Origin of the sequence: Castellaniella daejeonensis, from assembly GCF_039523555.1 — a bacterium.
Taxonomy (GTDB): domain Bacteria; phylum Pseudomonadota; class Gammaproteobacteria; order Burkholderiales; family Burkholderiaceae_B; genus Castellaniella; species Castellaniella daejeonensis.
In genome coordinates this window covers 130,159-152,074 of sequence record NZ_BAAAFN010000015.1, presented here as the reverse complement: position 1 = coordinate 152,074, position 21,916 = coordinate 130,159, and the positions used below count along the sequence as shown (strand labels likewise).

Sequence of the window (21,916 nt, the reverse complement as noted above, 5' to 3'; positions counted from 1 at the left end):
GGACTGTCCCAAGCCGTGGCAGCTCTCCACCTCGCGGCCTGCATGCCGCTCGGATCAGCCAGGCACGAAACAGTCCGCAGGGGACTGTTTCGTGTCCTGGCTAATCCATCCTGTAGATGGCTCGGTGTTCTCGGATGGCGTAGCGGTCCGTCATGCCCGCGATGTAGTCCGCGATCGCCCGTGCCTGCGCCACGGGGTCGTCGCGCCGATACTCGTCCGCCAGCAGCCGGGGATCGTCCAGGAATGCCCGGAACAGTTCGCGCACCACGCGCCGGGCCTTGCCCGTCATGCGCATCACCTGGCAATGGCGGTACAGATTCTTCAGCAGAAACTGCTTGAGCGCATCGGCCTGGGCGCGGGTTTCGTCGGAGAAGGCCGCCAGGGGTGGCCCGGCGCGGACATCATCCGCCGATTGCGGGCGCAGCCGGGCGATGCGTTCGGCCGTCGTGCGCGTGAGGTCGAGCACCAGCGTATTGATCATCGCGCGGATGATCTCGGACACCAGGCGCTTGGGCTCGGCATCCGGGTAATGGCGCAGCACCTGCTCATGATGCGCCGCGAAGATGTCCAGGTCCAGCAGTTGCGGCAGGGTGATCAGGCCCGAGCGCAAGCCGTCGTCCACATCATGGTTGTTGTAGGCGATCTCGTCGGCCAGGTTGGTCAGCTGCGCTTCCAGCGAAGGCTGGGTGCCTTCCAGGAAACGCGCGCCCACGTCGCCCAGCTGCCGCGCATGCGAGCGCGAACAATGCTTGAGGATCCCCTCGCGGGTCTCGAAGCACAGGTTCAGGCCGTTGAAGGCCGCGTAGCGCTCTTCGAGCTCGTCGACCACCCTGAGGCTCTGGAGATTGTGCTCGAACCCCCCGGCCTCGGGTGCGAATTCGCGCAGGCAGGCGTTGAGCTCGTCCTGGCCGGCGTGACCGAAAGGCGTATGCCCCAGGTCGTGCGCCAGGGCGATGGCTTCGGTCAGGTCTTCGTTGACGCCCAGGTTGCGCGCCAGCGTGCGCGCGATCTGCGCCACCTCGATGCTGTGCGTCAGCCGGGTCCGGAACAAGTCGCCTTCGTGGTTGAGAAAGACCTGGGTCTTGTATTCCAGCCTGCGGAAAGCGGAACAATGAATGATGCGGTCGCGGTCGCGCTGGAAGTCGGTGCGTCCGGCCGGAGGCGGCTCGGGGTGGCGCCGCCCCCGGGTGGCTTCCGGGTGGCAGGCGTATGGAGCCGGATCGATCCGATGGTTCATGCCTTCACGACTCCTTTGACAGAGGGAACCTAGGACTGCGCCGTGCCGGGCAGCAGCGGGCGGACCACGTCGTCGTCGACCGCCCGGACCTCGGCCTGCCCGAGGGCCGGCAGCAGCACGTAGCGGATCCGCCGGCCTTCGTTCTTCTTGTCCACCCGCATCAGGTCCAGCCAGCGGTCCGCGCCCAGGCCCGGGGGATCCACCGGGCAGCCGATGGCGCTTACCAGCGCCCGGATGCGGTCCACGGCCGCAGCATCCAGGCTTCCGGCACGGGCGGACAGCTCGGCCGCCATGACCATGCCGCAGCCCACGGCCTCGCCATGCAGCCACTGGCCGTAGCCCAGGCCGGATTCGATGGCATGGCCGAAAGTGTGGCCGAAGTTGAGGATGGCGCGCAGGCCGGATTCGCGCTCATCCTGGGACACGACCCAGGCCTTGAGCTCGCAGGAACGGCGCACCGCATGCCGGATGGCCTGGTCGTCGAGCGCGCGCAGCGCATCGACGTGGGCTTCACACCAGTCGAAGAAACCGGCATCGGCAATCATGCCGTACTTGATGATCTCGGCCAGGCCGGCGGAAATCTCGCGGGCCGGCAGCGTCGCCAGGACATGCGGGTCGATCTCGACGGCCAGCGGCTGGTAGAACGCCCCGATCATGTTCTTGCCGCGCGGATGGTTGATGGCCGTCTTGCCGCCCACCGACGAATCCACCTGGGCCAGCAGTGTGGTGGGCACCTGGACGAAACGGATGCCGCGCATGTAGCACGAGGCCGCGAAGCCGCAGATGTCTCCCACCACGCCGCCGCCCAAGGCCACCAGCACGGCCTTGCGATCCAGGGCCGCCGCCAGCAGCGCGTCGAAGATGCGGTCCAGGGATTCCCAGGTCTTGTACTGCTCGCCGTCGGGCAGCTCGATGGTCAGCAGCGGCTTGCCGGCGGCTTCCAGGGCCGCACGCAACCGCGCGCCGTACAGGGCGCCCACCGTGGTGTTGGTGACGATCGCGATCGCCGTGGCATCGGCGGGGATGCTGTCCGCGACGGCATCCAGCCGGCCCGCACCGATGTGGATGGGATAGTGCCCGCCGGGCGTCTCGACCTGGACAGTATGCATGGCTTCCTATGAAGTGGTGTGTGTCTGGCCCGCGGCCTGGGCGTCCAGCAGCGGCAGCAAGGCGCGCAGCACCTGGGCGACCGGCTGATCGCCCGTATCCAGCGTGACGTCGGCCACGCTTTCATAGAGCGGCTCGCGCTGGGCCAGCAGGTCGGCGATGCGCTGGCGCGGGTCGGCGGTGCGCAGCAGCGGCCGGTTGCGGTCGCGGGCCACGCGCCGGTAGAGTTCATCGACCCCCGCCCTGAGATAGACGACGCAGCCGCGCTCGTCCAGCATGCGGCGGTTTTCCCCGGACAGCACGGCGCCCCCGCCCGTCGCCAGGACCAGGCCGGGCCGGCGCGTGTATTCATCCAGGGTGGCCGTCTCGCGGCGGCGGAAACCCGCCTCGCCCTCGATATCGAAGATGGTGGCGATGCGCACGCCGCAGCGCGCCTCGATGGCGTGGTCCAGGTCGATGAATTCCCGCCCCAGCGCCGCCGCCAGCTGCCGGCCGATCGTGGTCTTGCCCACCCCCATCATGCCGACCAGGAATATCGGCCGCGCGCCGTCCCGCTCCTGGGGAGGGGTGCGGGTCGGATCGGTGGCGCATTCCATCGTCATGGCAGGGCATCGGGCAGGTCGTTTGCGTGTATTATCGCATCAGCCGGCCAGGCGGCCGGCCTCGCACGCGCGCGCCACGCGCATCATCCTGTTACACAGACCCGTTCCCCGCCTTCTGGCCCGATTCGACAAGGGCTTACAATCGCCTCTGATGAAATCCACCAAAACCTCCTCCAAGCAGAAGGCCCCGGCGGCCCGATCCTGGTTCACGCGGTTGGTCCTCAAGGCGATCGTGCTTTTCACCGGCCTCGGCCTGTGCGGGGCGCTGCTCATGAGTCTGGCGCTGGCGCTGGCCTGGCCCAATCTGCCGGACCTGACGGCGATGATCGACTACCGGCCCCGTGTGCCGCTGCGCATCTATACCGCCGACAAGGTCCTGATCGGCGAATTCGGCGAAGAACGCCGCAACGTCCTGCGCTTCGATGAAATCCCGGACGTCATGAAGTCCGCCATCCTGGCGGCCGAGGACGACCGCTTCTACCAGCACGGCGGCATCGACTGGGCAGGTGTGCTGCGCGCCGCCCTGGCCAACACCATCCACATGTCCAAGACGCAGGGCGCCAGCACCATCACCATGCAGGTGGCGCGCAATTTCTACCTGTCGTCGGAAAAGACCTACACGCGCAAGTTCTACGAACTGCTGCTCACCTTCAAGATCGAGGCCACCCTCACCAAGGACCAGATCCTCGATCTCTACATGAACCAGATCTTCCTGGGGCATCGCGCCTACGGCTTCGCCGCCGCCAGCCGCACCTATTTCGGCAAACCGCTGTCCGAAATCACCCCGGCCGAGGCCGCCATGCTGGCCGGCATCCCGAAGGCCCCGTCCCGCTTCAACCCGATCTCCAACTTCGAGCGTGCCAAGGCCCGCCAGGCCTACGTCCTTGGCCGCATGCGCAGCCTGGGCTACCTGACCGACGCCGAATACCGGCAGGCCATGGAGCAGCCCATCGTGATCCGCTCGGCGGCCAATTCCCCGGGCGGACGCTACGGCATTCATGGCGACTACCCGGCCGAACTGGCGCGCCAGCTGCTGTACGGCGTCTACCAGGACGACATCTACTCGCGCGGCTTCAATATCTACACCACCATCAACTCCAAGGACCAGGAAGCCGCCTACCAGGCCGTGCGCGAAGGCATCCTGGACTACACCCGCCGCGCGCCCTACACCGGCCCCGAAGAGAACATCGACCTGCCCAAGGGCATCGAATCCGACCCCGAGGCGCTCAACGACCTGCTCGACGAGCAGCAGGACAAGCACCCCGACAACGGCGACCTGCTCATCGGCATCGTCCTGTCGGCCAGCCCGACCGAAGTCCGCGTGGCGCGCAGCGCGTCCCGGATCATCGACATCACCGACAAGCGCGCCCTGCGCGTCGTGGCGCGCGGCCTGACGCCCAACGCCAAGGATTCCGTGCGCATCCGGCGCGGTTCCGTCGTCTACATCCACGACACGGGAGACTACTGGGAACTCATCAACAAGCCGTCCATCCAGGCTGCCCTGGTCTCGCTCAGCCCGCAGGACGGTGCCATCAAGGCCATGGTGGGCGGCTTCGATTTCGACGAAGGCAAGTTCAACCGCGTCACGCAGGCCTGGCGCCAGCCGGGATCCTCGTTCAAGCCGTTCATCTACGCCTCTGCCCTGGAACGCGGCCTGACGCCCGCCACGCAGATCTCGGACGAGCCCTTCTCCCTGACGGCCGAGCAGACCGGCTCCAAGGCCTGGAACCCCAAGAACTACGGGCGCTCCTACGAACCCATGCTGACCATGCGCCAGGGCCTGTACAAGTCCAAGAACATGGTCTCGATCCGCATCATGCAGGCCGTGGGGCCCCAATATGTGCAGGACTACGTCACCCGCTTCGGCTTCGACCGCTCGCGCCAGCCGGCGGTGCTGCCGCTGGCCCTGGGCGCCGGCAGCGTGACGCCGCTGCAACTGGCCGGCGGCTACTCGGTCTTCGCCAACGGCGGCTACCGCGTGCCGCCCTACCTGATCGACTACGTCACGGACAGCGCGGGCAAGGTCATCATGCGCTCCAGGCCCACCGTGGCCGGCGACACACTGGCGCGCGTGATCGACCCGCGCACGGCCTACGTCATGGACGACATGCTGCGCGGCGTGGCCACCTACGGCACCGGCGCGCGCGCCCACCGCGAGCTCAAGCGCAACGACATCGGCGGCAAGACCGGCACCACCAACGATTCCCAGGACGCCTGGTTCGCCGGCTTCACGCCCAAGCTGGTCGCCGTGGCCTGGATGGGCTTCGACCAGCCCAGATCCATGGGCCAGGGCGAGACCGGCGGCGGGGCCGCACTGCCCATCTGGGTCGACTACATGCGCACGGCCCTGGCGGGCCAGCCGGAAATCCCGCCCGGCCCCATGCCCAGCGGCCTGACGCGTGTCAACGGCGATTTCTATTTTTCCGAATTCCCGCCGGGCACGGCCATTGCCCGCGTCGGCCTGCCCGCGCCGGGCGACCCGGTCCCGGGCGCGCCCGCCGACGGCCTGGACGGCATCGGCACACTGCTGGACCAGCTGCATGGCGATGCCGGCAACGATTCCGGTTCCGATTCAGGCGGTGCCGTCCCCCAACCCGTCCGCGTGCCTTTCTGATGAAGATTGCCTCACCCCTACCGCATGCCGCCCACCTCCTGGCCGGCGCCGGCCTGGCCCTCGCGCTGGCCGGTTGCGGCATGAAAGGCCCCTTGCGCCTGCCCGACCCGCCGCCGGCCAACGCCGCGCTGGCGGCCCCGCCCACCCTGGCGCCGGCGCCCGCGCCGGACACGCGTCCCGATTCGCCCCCCTCACCTTCATGACCGCAGACTCCCTGTTCCCCCTCCGGGACGGCATCCTGCATGCCGAAGACATCCCGCTGCCCGAGCTCGCCGACCGCTACGGCACGCCCCTGTATGTCTATTCCCGCGCGGCGCTGCATGCCGCCTGGCGCCGCTACGAGCAGGCCATTGCCGGGCACGACGCGCTGATCTGCTACGGCGTCAAGGCCAACTCGAACCTGGCGATCCTGCACGAATTCCAGCAACTGGGCGCAGGATTCGACATCGTCTCGGGCGGCGAACTCGAACGCATCCTGGCGGCCGGCGCCAGGCCCGACCGCGTCGTGTTCTCCGGCGTGGGCAAGCAAGGCTGGGAAATCCGCAAGGCGCTGGCCGCCGGCATCAAGTGCTTCAACGTCGAGTCGGCCGCCGAACTCGAACGCCTGGCCGACATCGCCCAGGAACTGGGCGTGCGCGCCCCGGTATCGCTGCGCGTCAACCCGGATGTCGATGCGCTCACCCACCCCTACATTTCCACCGGCCTGAAGGAAAACAAGTTCGGCGTCGACATCCGCAAGGCGCCCGAGCTGTACCGCCAGGCGCTGCAGCATCCGGGCCTGGAGATCGTCGGCGTGGATTGCCACATCGGCTCCCAGATCACCCAGATCGCGCCTTATCTGGACGCGCTCGACAAGCTGCTGGACCTGATCGACACCCTGGCGGCCGATGGCATCGCCCTGCGCCACCTGGACCTGGGCGGCGGCCTGGGCATCCGCTATGTCGACGAGACCCCGCCCGATCCCGCCGAACTGCTGGAGCCGGTCTTCGCCGCGCTGACCGCCCGCGGGCTGGACCACCTGCAGCTCATCCTGGAGCCTGGCCGGTCCCTGGTCGGCAATGCCGGCGTGCTGCTGACCCGGGTCGAATACCTGAAACGGACAGAAGCGCGCAATTTCGCCATCGTCGACGCCGCCATGAACGACCTGATGCGCCCCGCGTTGTACGATGCCTGGCATGGCGTCGTGCCGGTCGCGCCGCGCGCCGGCACCCTGACCGAAACCTACGACATCGTCGGGCCGATCTGCGAAAGCGGCGACTGGCTGGCGCGCGGCCGCGCGCTGCCGCTGGAACAGGGCGACCTGCTGGCCATCCAGTCGGCCGGCGCCTATGCTTTCTCGATGTCCAGCCAATACAATACCCGCCCCCGGGCAGCCGAGGTCCTGGTGGATGGCCAGGACTCCTGGCTGGTCCGCCCCCGCGAGACCCTCCAGGAGCTGTACGCGCTGGAACGCATTCCCCACCGGCCCGCGAAGGCATGAACCCGCCCCCGACGGCCCACGACAAAAACACTGACCGGAGACACCGCCCCTAAATTTTCGCTCTTTCCGGACGTCAACCTTCCATAGTCTCGGTTTGTGCCTCACGAAACCGGAACGTTGCCCACATCTCCGTTTCATGGCGATCAAGACGCTTCTTTCCAGCCCGCCTGCCTCCCCCCCCCACTCCGCCGCCGGGCGCGTCTGGTCGTTTCTGCTGTATTTCGGCATTCCCGCCCTGCTGGCGCTGGGACTGGCCGCCTCCCTGCTGCTGCAGCCCCGCTATTCCAGCGGCTCGGGCCAGCCATTGACGACCCGCTTCCTGCACGCCGACGCCTGGCTCGAACCGACTGCGGCCCTGCAGCAGTTGCGGCAACGGCCCACTCGCCTCGCACAGCACGCCGACGCCGGCCAGGCCTGGCTGCTGGCCGACCTGCCTGCCGGCAGCAGCACCGACCCGGGCACCCGGCTCGCGCTGCTGGTTCCCGCCCATCCCGCCGGCGCGCCCCAGTGCTGGCTGACCCCGAGCCTGCACGCCGGCGATGATGCATCCTCGTCCGCGCCCCTGGAAGAACTCGAAGTCCGGGACGGCCTGCTCGGGCAGGAAATGCGGCTGCCGAACGCCCCGACGGCCGACCAGGTCCTGTGCCGCCTGGACATGAGCGCCCCCGCCAGGCTCTCCATCGAGGAATGGCAGAGCCACGAACTAGCCGGCGCCACGGCGTACACAGCCCAGGCGAGCGGCCTGCTCGAAGGCGGGCTGCTGACCCTCGCCGCCTTCCTGATCGTCATTTCCCTGACCATGCGCGAGCAGCCCTACACGGTGCTGGCATGCTGGATCCTGTGCAATCTGCGCCTGGGCGCCTGGGCGCTGGGCTGGGATCATCAGTTCCTGGGCGTCATCATCCCGCCCGCGCCCCTGATCTGGATCCGCAAGCTGACCGTCCTGGTCCATTACGTGCTGACGGTCCAGCTGTTCACCACGCTGTTCCAGCCCAGCCTGGATGCCGCCACCCTGCGCCGCCTGCGCCTGGTCGGCCGCACGAGCGCGGCCTGCCTGCTGGTGGCCCTGCTGGTCTTGCCCGGCGAATGGTTCCCCTTCACCATCTTCCTCACCGCCTGGCTGGCAAGCGCCCTGGTCGCGGTGGCCGTGGTCCATGGCCTGTTCCGTTTCAATACGCGCTCCCAGCTCTGGCACACGATCGGCGTCTGCCTGGCTCTGGCGCTGCTGCTGACGGGCCTGGTCCTGATCGGCCTGGGGCGCGAACACCTGATCGCGCCCTTCGCCGGCGTGGCGGCGCTGCTGCTCTGCAACGTGCTGGTCGCCCTCGCAGCGGCCGACAAGATGCGCGAAGAGCGCCAGCTGCGGCTGCGCCAGCGCAACGACCTGATCGCCCGCGACACGCTCACGCCGCTGGGCCTGTTCACCCTGGGCGCCACCCGGCATTTCGAGCACCTCAACCCGAACGCGCGCGACATCCTCGACATCGCCCCCGATGCGGATCTGCATGCGCTGGCCTGGAGCGATTTCTTTCCCAAGGTCGACTGGCTGGAAATCTCCGTGGCCACCGAACAGGGCTGCGACACCGAGATCCAGCGCATCCAGGCCTCGCCGGATGCGCCGGCCCGAAACTTCCTGCTACGCGCCACCCTGGTGGGCAGCCGCATCGAAGGCTCCCTGCAGGACATCAGCGCCCGCACCGAAACCATCCGCAAGCTGCGCCTGATGGCCGACAACGACCCCCTGACCGATACGCTCAATCGCCGCGGGATCGAAAAATCCATGCAGAAGGCCATCGAAGACCTGCAGCAGGTCAACACGCCCTGCGCCCTGGCCTTCCTGGATCTGGACCACCTCAAGCGCGTCAACGACCTGTTCGGCCACTCGATGGGCGACACCCTGCTGCAAATGGTGTGCGAGCGGCTGAAATACTCGCTGTCCGACAACCAGCCCCTGGGCCGCATCGGCAACGACGAGTTCATCATCCTGTTCCCCGGCAAGCGGGCCGGAGAGGTCCGCCGCACGGCCCAGGACATGATCGAGAGCCTGAACGGCTCGGCGCTGTATGTCGGCGAGCGGGCCTTCCAGCTGAAGAGCGCCATGGGGCTGATCGACATCGATCGCACCATGACGCCCAAGGACGCCATCGCCGCCGCCAGCCGCGCCTGCCGCGACGCGCGCAAGCAGCACCAGGACGTCGTCCTGTACGAGGAAAACGCGCGCGAGCTGTTCGACCACATCGACGAGATGCACCTGTTCGAGCAGCTTGAAAGCACCGGCACGTCCGAAGACATCTTCCTCGAAATGCAGCCCATCATGTCGCTGCGCCATCCCCTGCAGACCCTCAATTTCGAAGCGCTGCTGCGGGTGCGCAACACCGGCGCGCGGCCGCTGCAGACAGGCAAGATCATCCAGGCGGCGGAAGACAGCGGCATGGTCACCGCCATCGACAAATGGGTGTTCACGACCCTGCTCGACTGGATGTCCAGACACCACCTGAAGCTCGGGCAGACCCGCCAGGTCAACGTCAACCTCAGCGGCGTCTCGCTGAACGACGACCGCTTCATCGACGCCCTGTTCGGCATCCTCAACCAGCAGCCGCAATTCACCCGGCGCCTGTGCGTGGAAATCACCGAAGGCGTGGCTCTGCAGGATCTGGAGCGCACCCGCCAGTTCATGCGCCGGCTGCAGCGCATGGGCGCCCGCGTCGCCCTGGACGACTTCGGCGCCGGCTATACATCGTTCTCCTACCTGAAGGAGCTGCCGGCCGACATGATCAAGATCGACGGCACCCTGATTCGCGACATGCTGGCGAGCGAAGCCAACATCGCCATCGTCAACAGCATCGTGGACCTGGCCCACAACCTGGGCATGGAATGCATCGCCGAATGGGTCGAGGACGTCGCCACCCTGCGCGCACTGGCCGACATGGGGGTGGACTATGTCCAGGGCTACGTGATCTCGAAATCGCGGCCGCCGCTGGATATCCTGGCCTGCGAGAACATCATGCCGCTGGTCGCAGACCCGGCGGCGCGTGCCTACATCGAGGAAATCAGCGGACGGCGCATGCCGTAGCGGCGAGGAGCAGGCAGCAGATGCCTGGAGTCCTGCTTGCCGGGCCGCCCCGGCAAGGCGGCCGGCCCGGCAAGGGCTGGATCAGAGTTCGCCGTACGAGTGCAGGCCCGACAGGAACATATTGACGCCCAGGAAGGCGAAGCTGGTGACCAGCAGGCCCGACAGCGCCCAGTAGGCGGACATGGCCCCGCGCAGGCCCTTCATCAGGCGCATGTGCAGCCAGGCGGCGTAATTCAGCCAGACGATCAGCGCCCAGGTTTCCTTGGGATCCCACTGCCAGTAGGTGCCCCACGCGTCGGCAGCCCAGAGCGCCCCCAGGATCGTGGCCACGGTGAAGAAGGCGAAGCCCACTGCGATCGCCCGATACATGATGTCGTCGAGGATTTCCAGCGAAGGCAGCCGGCGGGCGATCGGCGCGCGGAAGGTGAGGATCCCGCCCACGACCAGGGCGCCGATGCCGAAATACAGCATCCAGGTGGCCGACAGCTCGCGCGAGCCGAAGATCAGCGGCTCGGCACACAGGACGGCGCCCAGGACGAACACCGGCACCAGTGGCTTCCAGTTGCGGGTCTCGCCGTGCGACTTGACCAGGTAGGCAAAACCCACCATGGCCGCCAGGCTGAAGGTGCCGTAGCCGATGAAGTTCGCGGGAACATGCAGCTTCATCCACCAGCTCTTCAGGGCCGGGACCAGGGGCTGGATCTGGTAGGCATCACGGGTGAAGGAATACCACAGCAGGAACACCACCAGCGAACTGATGACCAGCAGCACGAATCCCCCCAGGGCGCGCGTGGCGTAGCGGCGCTCGTAGTACAGATAGAACAGCGCCGTCACCAGGCACAGCAGGACAAAGACCTCGTAGAGATTGCTGACGGGGATATGGCCGATGTCGGGGCCCAGCAGGTGGCCTTCGCGCCAGCGCACCAGCAATCCGGTCACCCCCGCGTAGACGGCCGCCCAGGTCAGGATGCTGCCCAGCCAGGCCGCCGTGCGGCTGGCGAAGCCGACCCAGTAGCAGACCGTCGCCAGGGCGAACAGGGCGCACATCCACAGGATGGCCGATTGCGAGGAAATCAGGTATTTCAGCAGGAAGACGCTGTCGACCCGCGACAGGTCGCCCTGCAGCAGCTCGCCGGTGGGGCTGTAGAGCCAGATCGCCAGCAGCGCCGTCAGACCGCTGGCCAGCATCAGGGCGCGCAACGGCCGCCACAGCCAGCCCATCCAGCTGAACAGGCCGACCGCACCGATCAGGATCAGCTTCTCGTAGTAATCCATGAACGCGCCGTATTCCGTCAGCACGTGCCCGGCGCCCACTGCCAGCAGCAGGAAGAAACCGAAGTCGGTCCAATCGGGCCGCCCCCGGCGCCCGCGGCGGTCGCCGCTGGCATTCATGTCGTGGGGCCAGGCCGCCGAAGCGCGCGCAGCAAGGGAATCAGACGTCATGATCGTGTCCTCCGGACAGGCGGCGCAAGGCATCTCGCAGCCGCTCGAATTCGTGGTTGAAATCCAGGGTGCGCCGCTGGGTGGTCATGGCCGCCAGCCAGGCGCTGCCCTTGTCCTGCGGCCGGATCCACACCCAGACGCGGCGTTCGCGGATGTAGAACATCGAGAACACGCCGAGCACCAGCAACAGGCAGCCGATATAGACGATGGTCTTGCCGGGGCTGCGGGCCACCTGGAAGACGCTTGCCTGGACCTGCTCGAAGCCGGTCAGCTGCAGGGCCACAGTGGCAGGATAATCCGGCAGCGCCGCCAGCGCCAGCACGGCCATGCGCATCCACTGGCGTTCGCGTTCCGCGTCAGGCCCCTGGAGATCCGGCGCGGGTTCGCCGCGCCTGGCCCGGTCCAGGTTGCGCAGTTCGGTCAGGCTGAGCTGGATCATGGGCACGGCGAAATTCAGGATCTTTTCCCGCTGATCGGGCGGCGCGGCGTCGATGATGCCGTTGAAACCGTCGCGTGCAAAGGTACGCAGCGCCCCGCGTGCGGCCTGGAACATCAGCTCGCGCTGTTCGCCCTGGGGCGCGTTGCCGTCCGCGAACCGCTGCGCGGCCTGCTCGCGCAGGCCGGCATCGTCGAGCGCGGCGCGCAGCCGCATGAATTCTGCCATCGTGCCCTGGCTGTCCGCCGGGATGCGCAGGTAGCGATACGGCTGCGAGGCGTTGTCGCGCACGCCCAGCAGGAACACCGGCGCATCGTCGAGCCTGACCGGCAGCAGGTACTGGTTGAATTCGTGCGCCTGCCCGTCGGCACCGATCAGCCGGTATTGCACGCTGGGGCCGACGTTGCGCAGGTTGTCGTTGCGCGGGCGGGCCGCACTGCCGGTCACGGCCGCCACGTGCGCGACCACATCGGACGGCTGCGGATCCTGGCCGCTGCCCATGTCCTCGACGTTGATCACACGCAGTCCGGTGTAATCCACCGTCAGCCCGCCCAGGCTGGCGGGCAGCCTGGCCTCGCGCCCGACCGTGCCGGAAACGTCCACGGGCTGCGCCGCGGCGCCCCGCAGGGGCCAGGCCTTCAGCTGCAGCTTGCTGCCGCCGTCGTCGAAGCTGGACTGGTAGACGGTGACGCCACGATAATGCAGCGGTTCGTTCACCTGGATCGTGCGGTCGAACGACTCGCCGGTTGCCAGGTCGGTCACCGTCACGTCGCTGCGGAAATCGCTGGGCATGCCGGTGTCGTAGTAATCGATGTGGAACTTGTTGAGCTTCAGTGTGAAGGGCAGCGGCTGCAGCAGGACGCCCTGGCCAGCCGCCACGATGCCGACGCTGCTCTGCTTGCCATCGGGCACCAGCATGTTGGCCCGGAAACTGGGATTGCGCGCGGACAGGCGGCCGGACTCGGGCACATCGGAGATCAGCATGTTGCCGGTCACCGGCTGCTTGTCGAACAGCCAGGTCTGCAGCCGCACAGGAAGCTCGCTGTCCAGCAGCCCGCCCAGGCAGATCACGACAATGGCCACGTGCGCGAAGATGTAGCCCATCCGGTTGGCGGCGCCCTTCTTGGCGGCCACCATGCGGCTGTCGCCGTCTTCGCGCACGCGGTAGCGAAAGCCGTGGGCCTGCAGCAGCGCGCCGACCTGGGCGCTGGCCTGGTCGGGCGGCAGGCCGCTGTCGAGCTCGACCCGGTGATGGAAGGCCTTGAGGCTGGAGCCGCGCACGTATTCCCGGAACGAACGCATGTCGCGCAGCATCTTCGGTGTGTTGCGCAGCACGCACAGCGTGGTGGACACCACCAGGAAGGCCATGATGAGCAGGAACCACGCGCTGTTGTAGACGTGCCAGATGGAGAACTGGTCGAAGACCGCGAACCAGAACGGCCCGAACTGGTCGACGTAGGTGCTGGCCCCCTGATTCTGGGGCAGCACGGTGCCGATCAGGCTGGCCACGCAGATGAACACCAGCAGGCTGATGGCAAAGCGCATCGAACCCAGCAGTTCGATGACATCGGCGCCCAGGGCGCGGGAATGGGTGGAAGACGCCACGTCGGCTCGACTCAAAAAAACAGGGGGTGCGCTCGCGCGTGCCCCCTTGATCCAGAAATTTTAAGTTTTAACGATACACCGATACGCGCCGGGATTCATCCAAGACCCCGCGCGCGACCGGGGAATCCGGGGCATCCCCGGACCAGCGCCCGGTGCGCCCGAGGCTTCCTAGCGCAAGCCGGCAGCGTAGTCGGCGACGGCGGCCAGATCCTGGTCGTTCATGCGGTCGGCGATGTCGCGCATGATGTCGTTGGCCCGATCGCCCGAGCGGAACAGCTTGAGCTGCTCGAGCAGGTATTCGGGATGCTGGCCGGCAAGGCGCGGGAATTCGCCCGGCAGGCCGGCGCCGTTGGCCGAGTGGCAGGCCGCACAGGCCGGGACCTTGCGATCGGCGATGCCGGCGCGCCAGATCGTCTGGCCGCGTTCCATGGTGGCTTCGTGCGTGGCCGTGCCGGCCTTGTCCCAATCCATCTTCTGGTGCGACAGGTACAGCGCGACGTTCTGGACGTCCTGGGGCGTCAGGGTGGGCGCGATGGTGGACATGATCGAGGGGGCCCCGTCGGCGCCCGTGCGCACCGCGCGCTTGTCGCCCTGCGGCACGAAATCGCGCAACTGCTTGGCGATGTATTCGTGCGGCATGGCGGCCAGGTTGGGATTCATGGGGATGGTGCTGTTGCCGCCGTCGCCGTGGCAGGTGACACAGGCCAGGACGCCCCGCGACATATCGCCATTCAGGTAGAGCTGCTCGCCGGCCTTGGCATCGGGTTTCTGCGCATCTTCGGCATGGGCAAGGCCGGGCAGGACGCCGGCGAGAATCAGGCTGCTGGCCATGAACACACTGGAAAGCGCACGCTTCATGAGATCCTCGGTGGTGATTCGTTCACGACGCCGGGGGCCGGCGCCTGACAGGGCCGACGCCGTATCCGCCCGGGACACGCGATGCGCGGCGCAACATTCAATATGAAATTATACAATAGGCTTCACCCGCCCTTCTCTTCGAGCCCGCCCCCCGTGTCTCTCCTCCACCGCGCCCGGTTCACGGTGTCAGCCGCCCGGCTGGACCAGCTGCCCGCACCGACCACCGCCGAGGTCTGTTTCGTCGGCCGCTCCAACTCGGGCAAATCGTCGGCCATCAACGTTCTGACCAATCAGCGGCGGCTGGCCTTTTCCAGCAAGACGCCGGGCCGCACCCGCCTGATCAACCTGTTCGGCATCCCCGATCCGCTCGATCCGGACGCCTGGCTCGGCTTCCTGGTGGACCTGCCCGGCTATGGCTACGCCGCCGTCGACCGCGCGGCGCGCGACGAATGGGCCGAAGTCCTGGGCGGCTACCTGCACGAGCGCTCCAGCCTGGCGGGCGTGGTGCTGCTGATCGACATCCGCCGCGGCGTCACCGACCTGGATCGCCGCCTGGCCCGCTGGATCGCCCTGCGCGGCCTGCCCACCCTGGCGCTGCTGACCAAGGCGGACAAGCTGCCCTACGGCCAGCGCATCCAGGCCGCGGCGCGGGCGCGCAAGGATCTCGCGGACATCGGCACGCTGACTGCGCTGCCTTTCTCCGCGACCCACCGCATCGGGCTGGACGAAGCTGCCGCCCATATCGAAAACTGGATCTCGCCCCAGGCCGTGCCCTGAGCGCCGCCCCCTTCGAATCCGTCACCGCCCCGCCCCGCACGGCGGGTGTTTTCCGGAGTTCCGCATGACTGCCTTCCTGCCCCAAGCCGATTTTCCCGCCCTGCGCCTGCGCCGCAACCGGCGCGACGATTTCTCGCGCCGCCTGGTGCGCGAGACCCGCCTGTCGACGGACGACCTGATCTACCCGGTGTTCGTCTGCGAGGGCAGCAACGTCAGCGATCCGGTCGCCTCGATGCCGGACGCGGCACGGCAATCCCCCGACGTGCTGCTGCGCACGGCCGAGCAATGCCTGGAACTGGGCATCCCGGTGCTGGCCCTGTTTCCGCACATCGATCCGGCCCTGAAGACCCCGGACGGCCAGGAAGCCGCCAATCCCGACGGCCTGATCCCGCGCACCGTGGCGCTGCTGAAGTCGAAATTCCCCGAGCTGGGCGTGCTGACCGACGTGGCGCTGGACCCCTATACCAGCCACGGACAGGACGGCCTGATCGACGCGGACGGCCAGCTGCTGAACGAACCCACGGTCGCCATGCTGGTGCGCCAGGCGCTGACCCACGCCCAGGCGGGCGTGGACATCGTCGCACCCAGCGACATGATGGACGGCCGCATCGGCGCGGTGCGCCAGGCGCTGGATGCCCAGGACCGCATCCACACCCGCATCATGGCCTATTCGGCCAAGTACGCCAGCGCCTTCTACGGCCCCTTCCGCGACGCGGTGGGATCGGCCGCCAACCTGGGGAAATCCGACAAGGCCACCTACCAGATGGACCCGGCCAACCGCCTGGAAGCCCTGCGCGAGGTGGCCGCCGACATCCGCGAAGGCGCCGACATGGTGATGGTCAAGCCCGGCCTGCCCTACCTGGACGTCCTGCGGGAAGTCAAGGACGCCTTCGGCATGCCCACCTATGCCTACCAGGTCAGCGGCGAATACGCCATGATCAAGGCCGCCGCCGCCAACGGCTGGCTGGACCACGACAAGGTCATGATGGAATCCCTGCTGGCCTTCAAGCGGGCCGGCGGCGACGGCATCCTGACGTATTTCGCAATCGCCGCAGCCAGGATCCTGCGCAGCCGGGGCTGACCCCGCCCGGACGCGGCCTGCGTTCAGGCCCGCCGGCGCGCCCGGGGCGCGTCCGCCCGGCTCTCGGCCGTCTCCAGCCCATGGGCGCACCAGCGATTGCGGCCTTGTCTCTTGGCCTGGTAGAGCGCCTGATCCGCATGTGACAGCAGTTTGTCCAGGCCCGCCGGCAGCCCCTGGCCATCGTGCGCGATGCCGATGCTGACCGTGATCCTCAGGGGCTCGTCGCTGTCCAGGTAGAGGCGGATCTTTTCCACGCAGCCCCTCAGCCGCTCGGCGATCTCGGTGGTTTCTTCGAGAGAGCAGTCGGGCAGGACAAGGCCGAATTCCTCGCCGCCCAGCCGCCCGAACAAGTCCTCGGGGCGGATGGCTTCCCGGATCGTGCGGGAAAATTCGCACAGCACGTTGTCGCCCGCAGCGTGGCCGTGCCGATCGTTGATGCGCTTGAAATGGTCGATGTCCAGCATCATCAATCCATTGCCGTGCGGCGCGGGAGGAATCCGGCGCAGATATTCCTGAGCGCCCCGGGTGAATGCCGGCCTGGACAGGGCCTCGGTCAGGTCGTCGTGGTCCAGCGCACGGTTCAGGGACACGATCAGGTCGCCGCGCGCGGCCAGCGCGCTGGACATGAGCAGCGGCACGGTCATCAGCAGCAGGATGCCCAGCTGCAGCGAGATGCGCGTCCAGACCGACAGGGATGCCAGCAGTTCACCCGGCCCCAGGGACCAGCCGGCGTCAAGGCCGAGCACGACCCCGACGGCGGCCAGCAGTGCCAGCCAGGCCGAGGTCCACTGCTGGTAGGTATGCGCGCAATACACCAACGCGGCGAAAGGCAGCAGCAGGGCGCCGGGCCCGCCCAGCAGAAAACACAGCACCAGGCTGAACACCAGCAGCGCCCCCGGGATCCGCGCGGACCAGTTGCGCAGGTGGCGCAATGGGCCGTGATCCCTGCGGCGGCGATCGATCCCGGGGATTTCCATCCGGGGCAGCAACAGGACGGGCAGCAGGAAGATGCAATAGCCCAGCCACTGGCCCAGCAGGCTGCTGGCCACGGTTTCGGGCGTTGGCGCGGCGGCCGGGTTCCAGTAGCCCGGCAGCAGGCCGGCGGCAACCGTGACTGCCGACGCCGCCAGCCCGGCCAGCAGCATCCGGACCACGGCCCGGGGCGTGCGCAGATTGTCCAGGGGCCAGAAGCGGGCCAGGATGAGCCAGATCGTCCAGACACCCGCCAGGTCTGCCAGGCCGCCGGCCACGGCCTGGGGCAAGACACCGTCGAGACTGCATCGGGCCAGGGCCAGGCCGGCGCCCGCCAGCAGCCACGACAGGGGCCGGATCGGCGCCTGCTGGCGCAGCAGCACCCCTGCGAGGATCGCATTGGCCGGCCACAGGGCCGCACGCTCGAGCGCTGGCTGGGCAAGCAGGCTGGCGTGCGCCAGCAGGAATGCCGCCGCCGCGATCCATGCCGCCTGCACGATCGATCGCGAGAAATTCGTACCGAGGGGAAGGGTCTGGCTCATTGTCCGTGCGCTGTCCGAATGCCATCCGCCGGCCTTCTTCGTCAGCGCCGCGACAGCTTCGACTCAAATGCAACGGTGCATGATAGCCGGTTTCGATTCCCGCGAATACCACAGATGTGATCGAAACTGCACGCACGGCAAGGCGAAACCGGTTTCCCGCGCGCAGGCAGCCGAGTGGATCGACCGCCACCGCTCCCCTTCAGTCCTTTTCGCGCCGCCGCGCCTGGACCAGCATCAGCAATCCCAGCACCAGCAGCGGCGGCAGCAGCATCCATTCCGTCGCCGGGCGGTCGGTGGGCACTTCCATGCCGGTGATCGCGAATCCCTGGTCGACCCCCATCTTGTCGGCCTGGCTGCCGAAGCGCACGGCGATGATGTCCAGCCGGTCTCCGTTTGCCAGCGTGCGCAGCCCCGTTGCCTGCAGCCGCGCAGGCGCGGGTCCCCGCTCACCCAGCGTCAGCAGGACACCTTTGGAAATCCGCCGCCCGTCCAGATTCTCGCCCTCGATCCAGAACCGTATCGGATGGTTCGGGGGCGCAGCCTCGACGACCTCCATAACGCGGCTGGCGGGTTCCAGGGAATACGGCGGAAACAGCAGATCCATCCAGAACCCGGGCCGGAACAGCGAGAAAGCGATGAGCAGCAGCGCCAGCGTTTCATACCAGCGGTTGCGCGCCAGGAACCACCCCTGAGTGGCCGCCACGAAGATCAGATTGGCCGCGACGGCAGAGGCCACCGTGACGGCCAGTTGCAGGGGACCGCCGATGCCGATCAGCAGCAACTGCGTGTTGAAGATGAACATGAAGGGCAGGATGGCTGTCCGGATGCTGTAGCCAAAGGCCGTCACGCCCGTCTTGATGGGGTCGGTGCGGGCGATGCCGGCCGCAGCGTACGAAGCCAGCCCCACGGGTGGCGTGACATCGGCCATCAGGCCGAAATAGAACACGAACAAGTGGACGGCGATCAGGGGCACCAGCAGTCCGTTTTGCGCCCCCAGCTCCACCACCACGGGCGCCATCAGGGTGGACACCACGATGTAGTTGGCCGTGGTCGGCAGGCCCATGCCCAGGATCAGGCAGATGACCGCGACCATGACCAGCATGATGAACAGGTTGCCTCCCGAAACCAGTTCGACGAATTCGGTCATGACCAGCCCCACCCCGGTCAGCGTGACCGTGCCGACGATGATGCCGGCCGCCGCGGTCGCGAGCCCGATGGCAATCATGTTGCGCGCCCCGGTGATCAATCCGGTGAACAAGTCGCGGCCCCCCTGACGCCAGGGGGCAGCCAGATCCCGGCTGCCCCTGAACCAGGCAAGCAGGGGACGCTGCGTGACGAGGATGAAGATCAGGAATACCGTGGCCCAGAAGGCCGACGTGGCGGGCGAGAGCTGCTCGACCATCAGGTTCCAGATCAGGGCCACCACCGGCAGCAGGAAATACAGGCCGGATTTCAAGGTCGGACCGACGTCCGGCAGCGTCTCCAGCGGTTGATCCGGATCGTCCATCCGCAGCTCGGGATAGCGTGTGCTGAATTTCAGCAGGCCGACATAGGAAAGCCCCAGCAACAGGCCGGCGATCAGGAAGGAAGCATCGCCGGCGATGGTCTTGATCCAGCCGAACCCGTAATACACGATGGCGGCCAGGATGATCAGGCCGCTGACCGTCATGCCCATGGAAGCCAGGCGCCGCCCCCAGGACGTGGCATGCGCACGCGGAATCCCATGGATGCCGGCCTTGACCGCCTCGAGATGCACGATATAGAACAGTGCAATGTAGGAGATGAGGGCGGGCAGGATGGCGTGCCTGACGACTTCGGCGTACGGGATGCCGACGTATTCCACCATGAGGAAGGCGGCAGCCCCCATGACGGGCGGCATGATCTGCCCATCCACGGAAGCGGCCGACTCGACCGCGCCGGCCTTGTCCGGCCGGTAGCCGACCCGCTTCATCAGCGGAATGGTGAAGGTGCCGGTGGTCACCACATTGGCGATCGAGGAGCCTGAAATGACGCCGGTGGCCGCCGAGGCCAGCACGGCGGCCTTGGCCGGACCGCCCCGCAGGCTGCCCAGCAGCGAAATGGCTGACTGGATGAAGTAGTTGCCTGCCCCGGCGGTCTCCAGCAGGGCGCCGAACAGCACGAACAGGAAAATGAAGCTGGTGGAAACACCCAGGGCCACGCCGTAGACGCCTTCGGTGCTCAACCAGAGATGGGACATGCCCTTGTTCAGCGATATCGCCTGATGGGCAATCATCTCGGGCATGTACGGCCCGAGGAAAATGTAGCCGATGAATACCACCGCCATGATCACCAGGGGCAGTCCCAGGGCGCGGCGCGTGGCCTCCAGCAGGGTGATCAGGCCGATGACAGCCACCGCCAGATCCTGGTGGGTCGGCAACCCCGGCCGGCTGGACAGGGCGTCGTAGAACACGTACAGATAGCCGGCGCAGGCGGCACCCACGGCCGCCAGTACCCAGTCCGCAACGGGAATGTACAGGCGCGACGAGCGCTTGAAGGCCGGGAACAACAGGAAACCCAGGAAAACCGCAAACGCCAGGTGGACGGAGCGCGCCTCGGTGGTGTTCAGGATCCCGATGCCGAACAGGAACGGCAGGGGGGATGCGATCCAGAGCTGGAACAGGGACCAGGCCAGCGCAACCGCCGCGATGCCACGGCCGACGGCGCCGTGCGGCGTGCGTCCTCCGGTATCGGCCTCGGCCACCATCTGCTGGAGTTGTTCTCTGGAAAGGTGCGCAGGGGCCGTGTCGTGCTCGTTTTCTACCACGCGTCTTCTCCTGGGGCGGGTGGCGGGATGCACATGCATCCCGCCACCGGGGCTACATACGATACGGGCTTACATCCAGCCCTTTTCCTTGTAGTACCTGATGGCGCCTTCATGCAGAGGAGCGGTCAGGCCGTCCTTGATCATGTGCGCGGGGTCGAGATTGGCGAACGCCGGATGCAGCTTCCTGAATTCGTCGAAATGATCGAAGACAGCCTTGACCAACTGATAGACGACATCGGGCGAGGCCTTGTCCGATGTCACCAGCGTGGCCACTACGCCATAGGTCGTGACGTCATCCGGATTGTTGGCATAGGTACCGCCGGGGATGGTCGCGCTGGCATAGTAGGGATGCTCGGCAACCAGCTTGTCGATGGCCGGCCCCGTGACATTGACCAGCTGCGCGGCGCAGGTGGTGGTGACATCCTGCAGGTTGGCCGACGGGTTGCCCACGACATAGGCAAAACCGTCGATCTTGTTGTCGCACAAAGCCGCGCCGTGTTCATCCGCCTTCAGTTCGGAAGCCAGGGCAAAGTCCGACTTCTGCATGCCCAGCGCCGGCAGCAGCTGTTCGACCGTGGCGCGCTGGCCCGATCCCGGATTGCCGATGTTGAAACGCTTGCCCTTGAAATCCTGGAATTGCTTGACCCCCGATTCCTTGCGGGCAGCCACCATGAGAGGCTCGGGGTGGATGGAGAAGATTGCGCGCAGCCCCGCCATCGCGCCCTTGTCCTTGAACTGGTTTTCGCCCCGGGTAGCGTTGTACTGGACATCGGACTGCACCACGCCAATGTCCAGTTCGCCGGCCCGGATGGTATTGACGTTGTAGACGGATCCTCCCGTGCTTTCCACCGAGCAGCGAATGCCGGTCTGGGCACGGTCCTTGTTCATCAGGCGGCAAACGGCCCCGCCGACGGCGTAATAGACCCCGGTCACGCCGCCGGTGCCGATCGTGATGAACTGGGTCTGGGCCGATGATGCGGGCGGGGAACCAAGGGCGAGGCCGGCGGACAGGGCGGCTGCCGCCAGGACGTTCAGTTTGATCATGTCATCTCTCCCACATGGATGGATGGATTGAAACGTTTGTTGCGAGCACATCAAGTTTAAGCAACGTTCAATCCGCGTCCATACGGGATTTCCAGATATCCGCCCTGGGAAAGCGGTGCAGCCCCGCGCACAAAAACATAAACGCCGCCTGGAAAACAGGCGGCGTTTATGTGTGAATCATCGTGGTGCCGGCTAGAGGAATCGAACCCCCGACCTTCTCATTACAAGTGAGCTGCTCTACCAACTGAGCTAAGCCGGCC

At 67.1% G+C, this 21,916-nt stretch carries 15 protein-coding genes and 1 tRNA gene; 6 read left to right on the top strand and 10 right to left on the bottom strand.

The features are described 5' to 3' along the window. Positions 1-100: 100 nt before the first annotated feature. From ABD022_RS10435 to ABD022_RS10425, 3 genes are read right to left on the bottom strand one after another with little or no spacing between them, the layout of a single operon-like run. Positions 101-1,237 (bottom strand): deoxyguanosinetriphosphate triphosphohydrolase, encoded by a 1,137-nt coding sequence (locus ABD022_RS10435; RefSeq protein WP_325123842.1) that lies wholly within the window; start codon positions 1,235-1,237, stop codon positions 101-103. A 29-nt stretch (positions 1,238-1,266) separates the two neighbouring features. Continuing rightward, positions 1,267-2,346, bottom strand: coding sequence for a 3-dehydroquinate synthase (aroB, locus tag ABD022_RS10430; RefSeq protein WP_325123841.1), 1,080 nt, complete (start codon positions 2,344-2,346; stop codon positions 1,267-1,269). A 6-nt stretch (positions 2,347-2,352) separates the two neighbouring features. Beyond that, positions 2,353-2,940, bottom strand: coding sequence for a shikimate kinase (locus tag ABD022_RS10425; protein ID WP_325123886.1), 588 nt, complete (start codon positions 2,938-2,940; stop codon positions 2,353-2,355). 157 nt (positions 2,941-3,097) lie between these two features. Between ABD022_RS10425 and ABD022_RS10420 the strand changes: the two genes are divergently transcribed. From ABD022_RS10420 to ABD022_RS10405, 4 genes are all read left to right on the top strand, one after another. Beyond that, positions 3,098-5,560: a penicillin-binding protein 1A gene (locus ABD022_RS10420; RefSeq protein ID WP_325123840.1), complete on the top strand. Its 2,463-nt coding sequence runs from the start codon at positions 3,098-3,100 to the stop codon at positions 5,558-5,560. Further along, positions 5,560-5,763 carry an LPS translocon maturation chaperone LptM gene (lptM, locus tag ABD022_RS10415; RefSeq protein ID WP_343821256.1) on the top strand — a complete coding sequence of 68 codons (204 nt, stop codon included), beginning with the start codon at positions 5,560-5,562 and terminating at the stop codon, positions 5,761-5,763. Before ABD022_RS10420 ends, lptM begins: the two co-directional genes overlap by 1 nt. After that, complete coding sequence (lysA, locus tag ABD022_RS10410) at positions 5,760-7,040, top strand: diaminopimelate decarboxylase (protein ID WP_343821254.1); 1,281 nt, start codon at positions 5,760-5,762, stop codon at positions 7,038-7,040. The genes lptM and lysA overlap by 4 nt, the downstream gene beginning before the upstream one ends. Positions 7,041-7,176: 136 nt before the next feature. Then, positions 7,177-10,113, top strand: a complete 2,937-nt coding sequence (locus ABD022_RS10405) for a putative bifunctional diguanylate cyclase/phosphodiesterase (RefSeq protein WP_343821252.1) — start codon at positions 7,177-7,179, stop codon at positions 10,111-10,113. An 81-nt stretch (positions 10,114-10,194) separates the two neighbouring features. Here the strand turns inward: ABD022_RS10405 and ccsB are convergent, their stop codons facing one another. The 3 genes from ccsB to ABD022_RS10390 all read right to left on the bottom strand — a co-directional run bounded on the left by ccsB (position 10,195) and on the right by ABD022_RS10390 (position 14,455). Then, positions 10,195-11,505, bottom strand: a complete 1,311-nt coding sequence (gene ccsB, locus ABD022_RS10400) for a c-type cytochrome biogenesis protein CcsB (RefSeq protein WP_425545233.1) — start codon at positions 11,503-11,505, stop codon at positions 10,195-10,197. A 40-nt stretch (positions 11,506-11,545) separates the two neighbouring features. After that, on the bottom strand, positions 11,546-13,537 hold the full coding sequence (locus ABD022_RS10395) for a cytochrome c biogenesis protein ResB (RefSeq protein WP_325123885.1): 1,992 nt from the start codon (positions 13,535-13,537) through the stop codon (positions 11,546-11,548). Between the two features lie 228 nt (positions 13,538-13,765). Beyond that, complete coding sequence (locus ABD022_RS10390) at positions 13,766-14,455, bottom strand: c-type cytochrome (protein WP_325123836.1); 690 nt, start codon at positions 14,453-14,455, stop codon at positions 13,766-13,768. A 153-nt stretch (positions 14,456-14,608) separates the two neighbouring features. Between ABD022_RS10390 and yihA the strand changes: the two genes are divergently transcribed. After that, positions 14,609-15,232, top strand: a complete 624-nt coding sequence (gene yihA / locus ABD022_RS10385; RefSeq protein WP_325123835.1) for a ribosome biogenesis GTP-binding protein YihA/YsxC — start codon at positions 14,609-14,611, stop codon at positions 15,230-15,232. A 64-nt stretch (positions 15,233-15,296) separates the two neighbouring features. Further along, positions 15,297-16,313: a porphobilinogen synthase gene (gene hemB / locus ABD022_RS10380; protein ID WP_343821247.1), complete on the top strand. Its 1,017-nt coding sequence runs from the start codon at positions 15,297-15,299 to the stop codon at positions 16,311-16,313. 23 nt (positions 16,314-16,336) lie between these two features. On the opposite strand, the gene ABD022_RS10375 is transcribed toward hemB, so the two are convergent. The 4 genes from ABD022_RS10375 to ABD022_RS10360 all read right to left on the bottom strand — a co-directional run bounded on the left by ABD022_RS10375 (position 16,337) and on the right by ABD022_RS10360 (position 21,915). Further along, on the bottom strand, positions 16,337-17,827 hold the full coding sequence (locus tag ABD022_RS10375; protein ID WP_343821246.1) for a GGDEF domain-containing protein: 1,491 nt from the start codon (positions 17,825-17,827) through the stop codon (positions 16,337-16,339). Between the two features lie 199 nt (positions 17,828-18,026). Further along, positions 18,027-20,612, bottom strand: coding sequence for a TRAP transporter permease (locus tag ABD022_RS10370; protein WP_343821244.1), 2,586 nt, complete (start codon positions 20,610-20,612; stop codon positions 18,027-18,029). A gap of 69 nt (positions 20,613-20,681) precedes the next feature. Continuing rightward, a complete protein-coding gene (locus ABD022_RS10365) occupies positions 20,682-21,656 on the bottom strand; it encodes a TAXI family TRAP transporter solute-binding subunit (protein WP_325123831.1) in 975 nt (324 codons plus the stop codon). A 183-nt stretch (positions 21,657-21,839) separates the two neighbouring features. Beyond that, positions 21,840-21,915: transfer RNA gene (locus ABD022_RS10360), tRNA-Thr, on the bottom strand. Position 21,916: the final 1 nt, after the last annotated feature.

Bases quoted from the DNA above. Each gene is read 5' to 3' on its own strand.
- ABD022_RS10435 (WP_325123842.1), bottom strand. From the start codon at position 1,237: ATGAACCATCGGATCGATCCGGCTCCATACGCCTGCCACCCGGAAGCC.
- aroB (WP_325123841.1), bottom strand. From the start codon at position 2,346: ATGCATACTGTCCAGGTCGAGACGCCCGGCGGGCACTATCCCATCCAC.
- ABD022_RS10425 (WP_325123886.1), bottom strand. From the start codon at position 2,940: ATGGAATGCGCCACCGATCCGACCCGCACCCCTCCCCAGGAGCGGGAC.
- ABD022_RS10420 (WP_325123840.1), top strand. From the start codon at position 3,098: ATGAAATCCACCAAAACCTCCTCCAAGCAGAAGGCCCCGGCGGCCCGA.
- lptM (WP_343821256.1), top strand. From the start codon at position 5,560: ATGAAGATTGCCTCACCCCTACCGCATGCCGCCCACCTCCTGGCCGGC.
- lysA (WP_343821254.1), top strand. From the start codon at position 5,760: ATGACCGCAGACTCCCTGTTCCCCCTCCGGGACGGCATCCTGCATGCC.
- ABD022_RS10405 (WP_343821252.1), top strand. From the start codon at position 7,177: ATGGCGATCAAGACGCTTCTTTCCAGCCCGCCTGCCTCCCCCCCCCAC.
- ccsB (WP_425545233.1), bottom strand. From the start codon at position 11,505: ATGAATGCCAGCGGCGACCGCCGCGGGCGCCGGGGGCGGCCCGATTGG.
- ABD022_RS10395 (WP_325123885.1), bottom strand. From the start codon at position 13,537: ATGCGCTTTGCCATCAGCCTGCTGGTGTTCATCTGCGTGGCCAGCCTG.
- ABD022_RS10390 (WP_325123836.1), bottom strand. From the start codon at position 14,455: ATGAAGCGTGCGCTTTCCAGTGTGTTCATGGCCAGCAGCCTGATTCTC.
- hemB (WP_343821247.1), top strand. From the start codon at position 15,297: ATGACTGCCTTCCTGCCCCAAGCCGATTTTCCCGCCCTGCGCCTGCGC.
- ABD022_RS10375 (WP_343821246.1), bottom strand. From the start codon at position 17,827: ATGAGCCAGACCCTTCCCCTCGGTACGAATTTCTCGCGATCGATCGTG.
- ABD022_RS10365 (WP_325123831.1), bottom strand. From the start codon at position 21,656: ATGATCAAACTGAACGTCCTGGCGGCAGCCGCCCTGTCCGCCGGCCTC.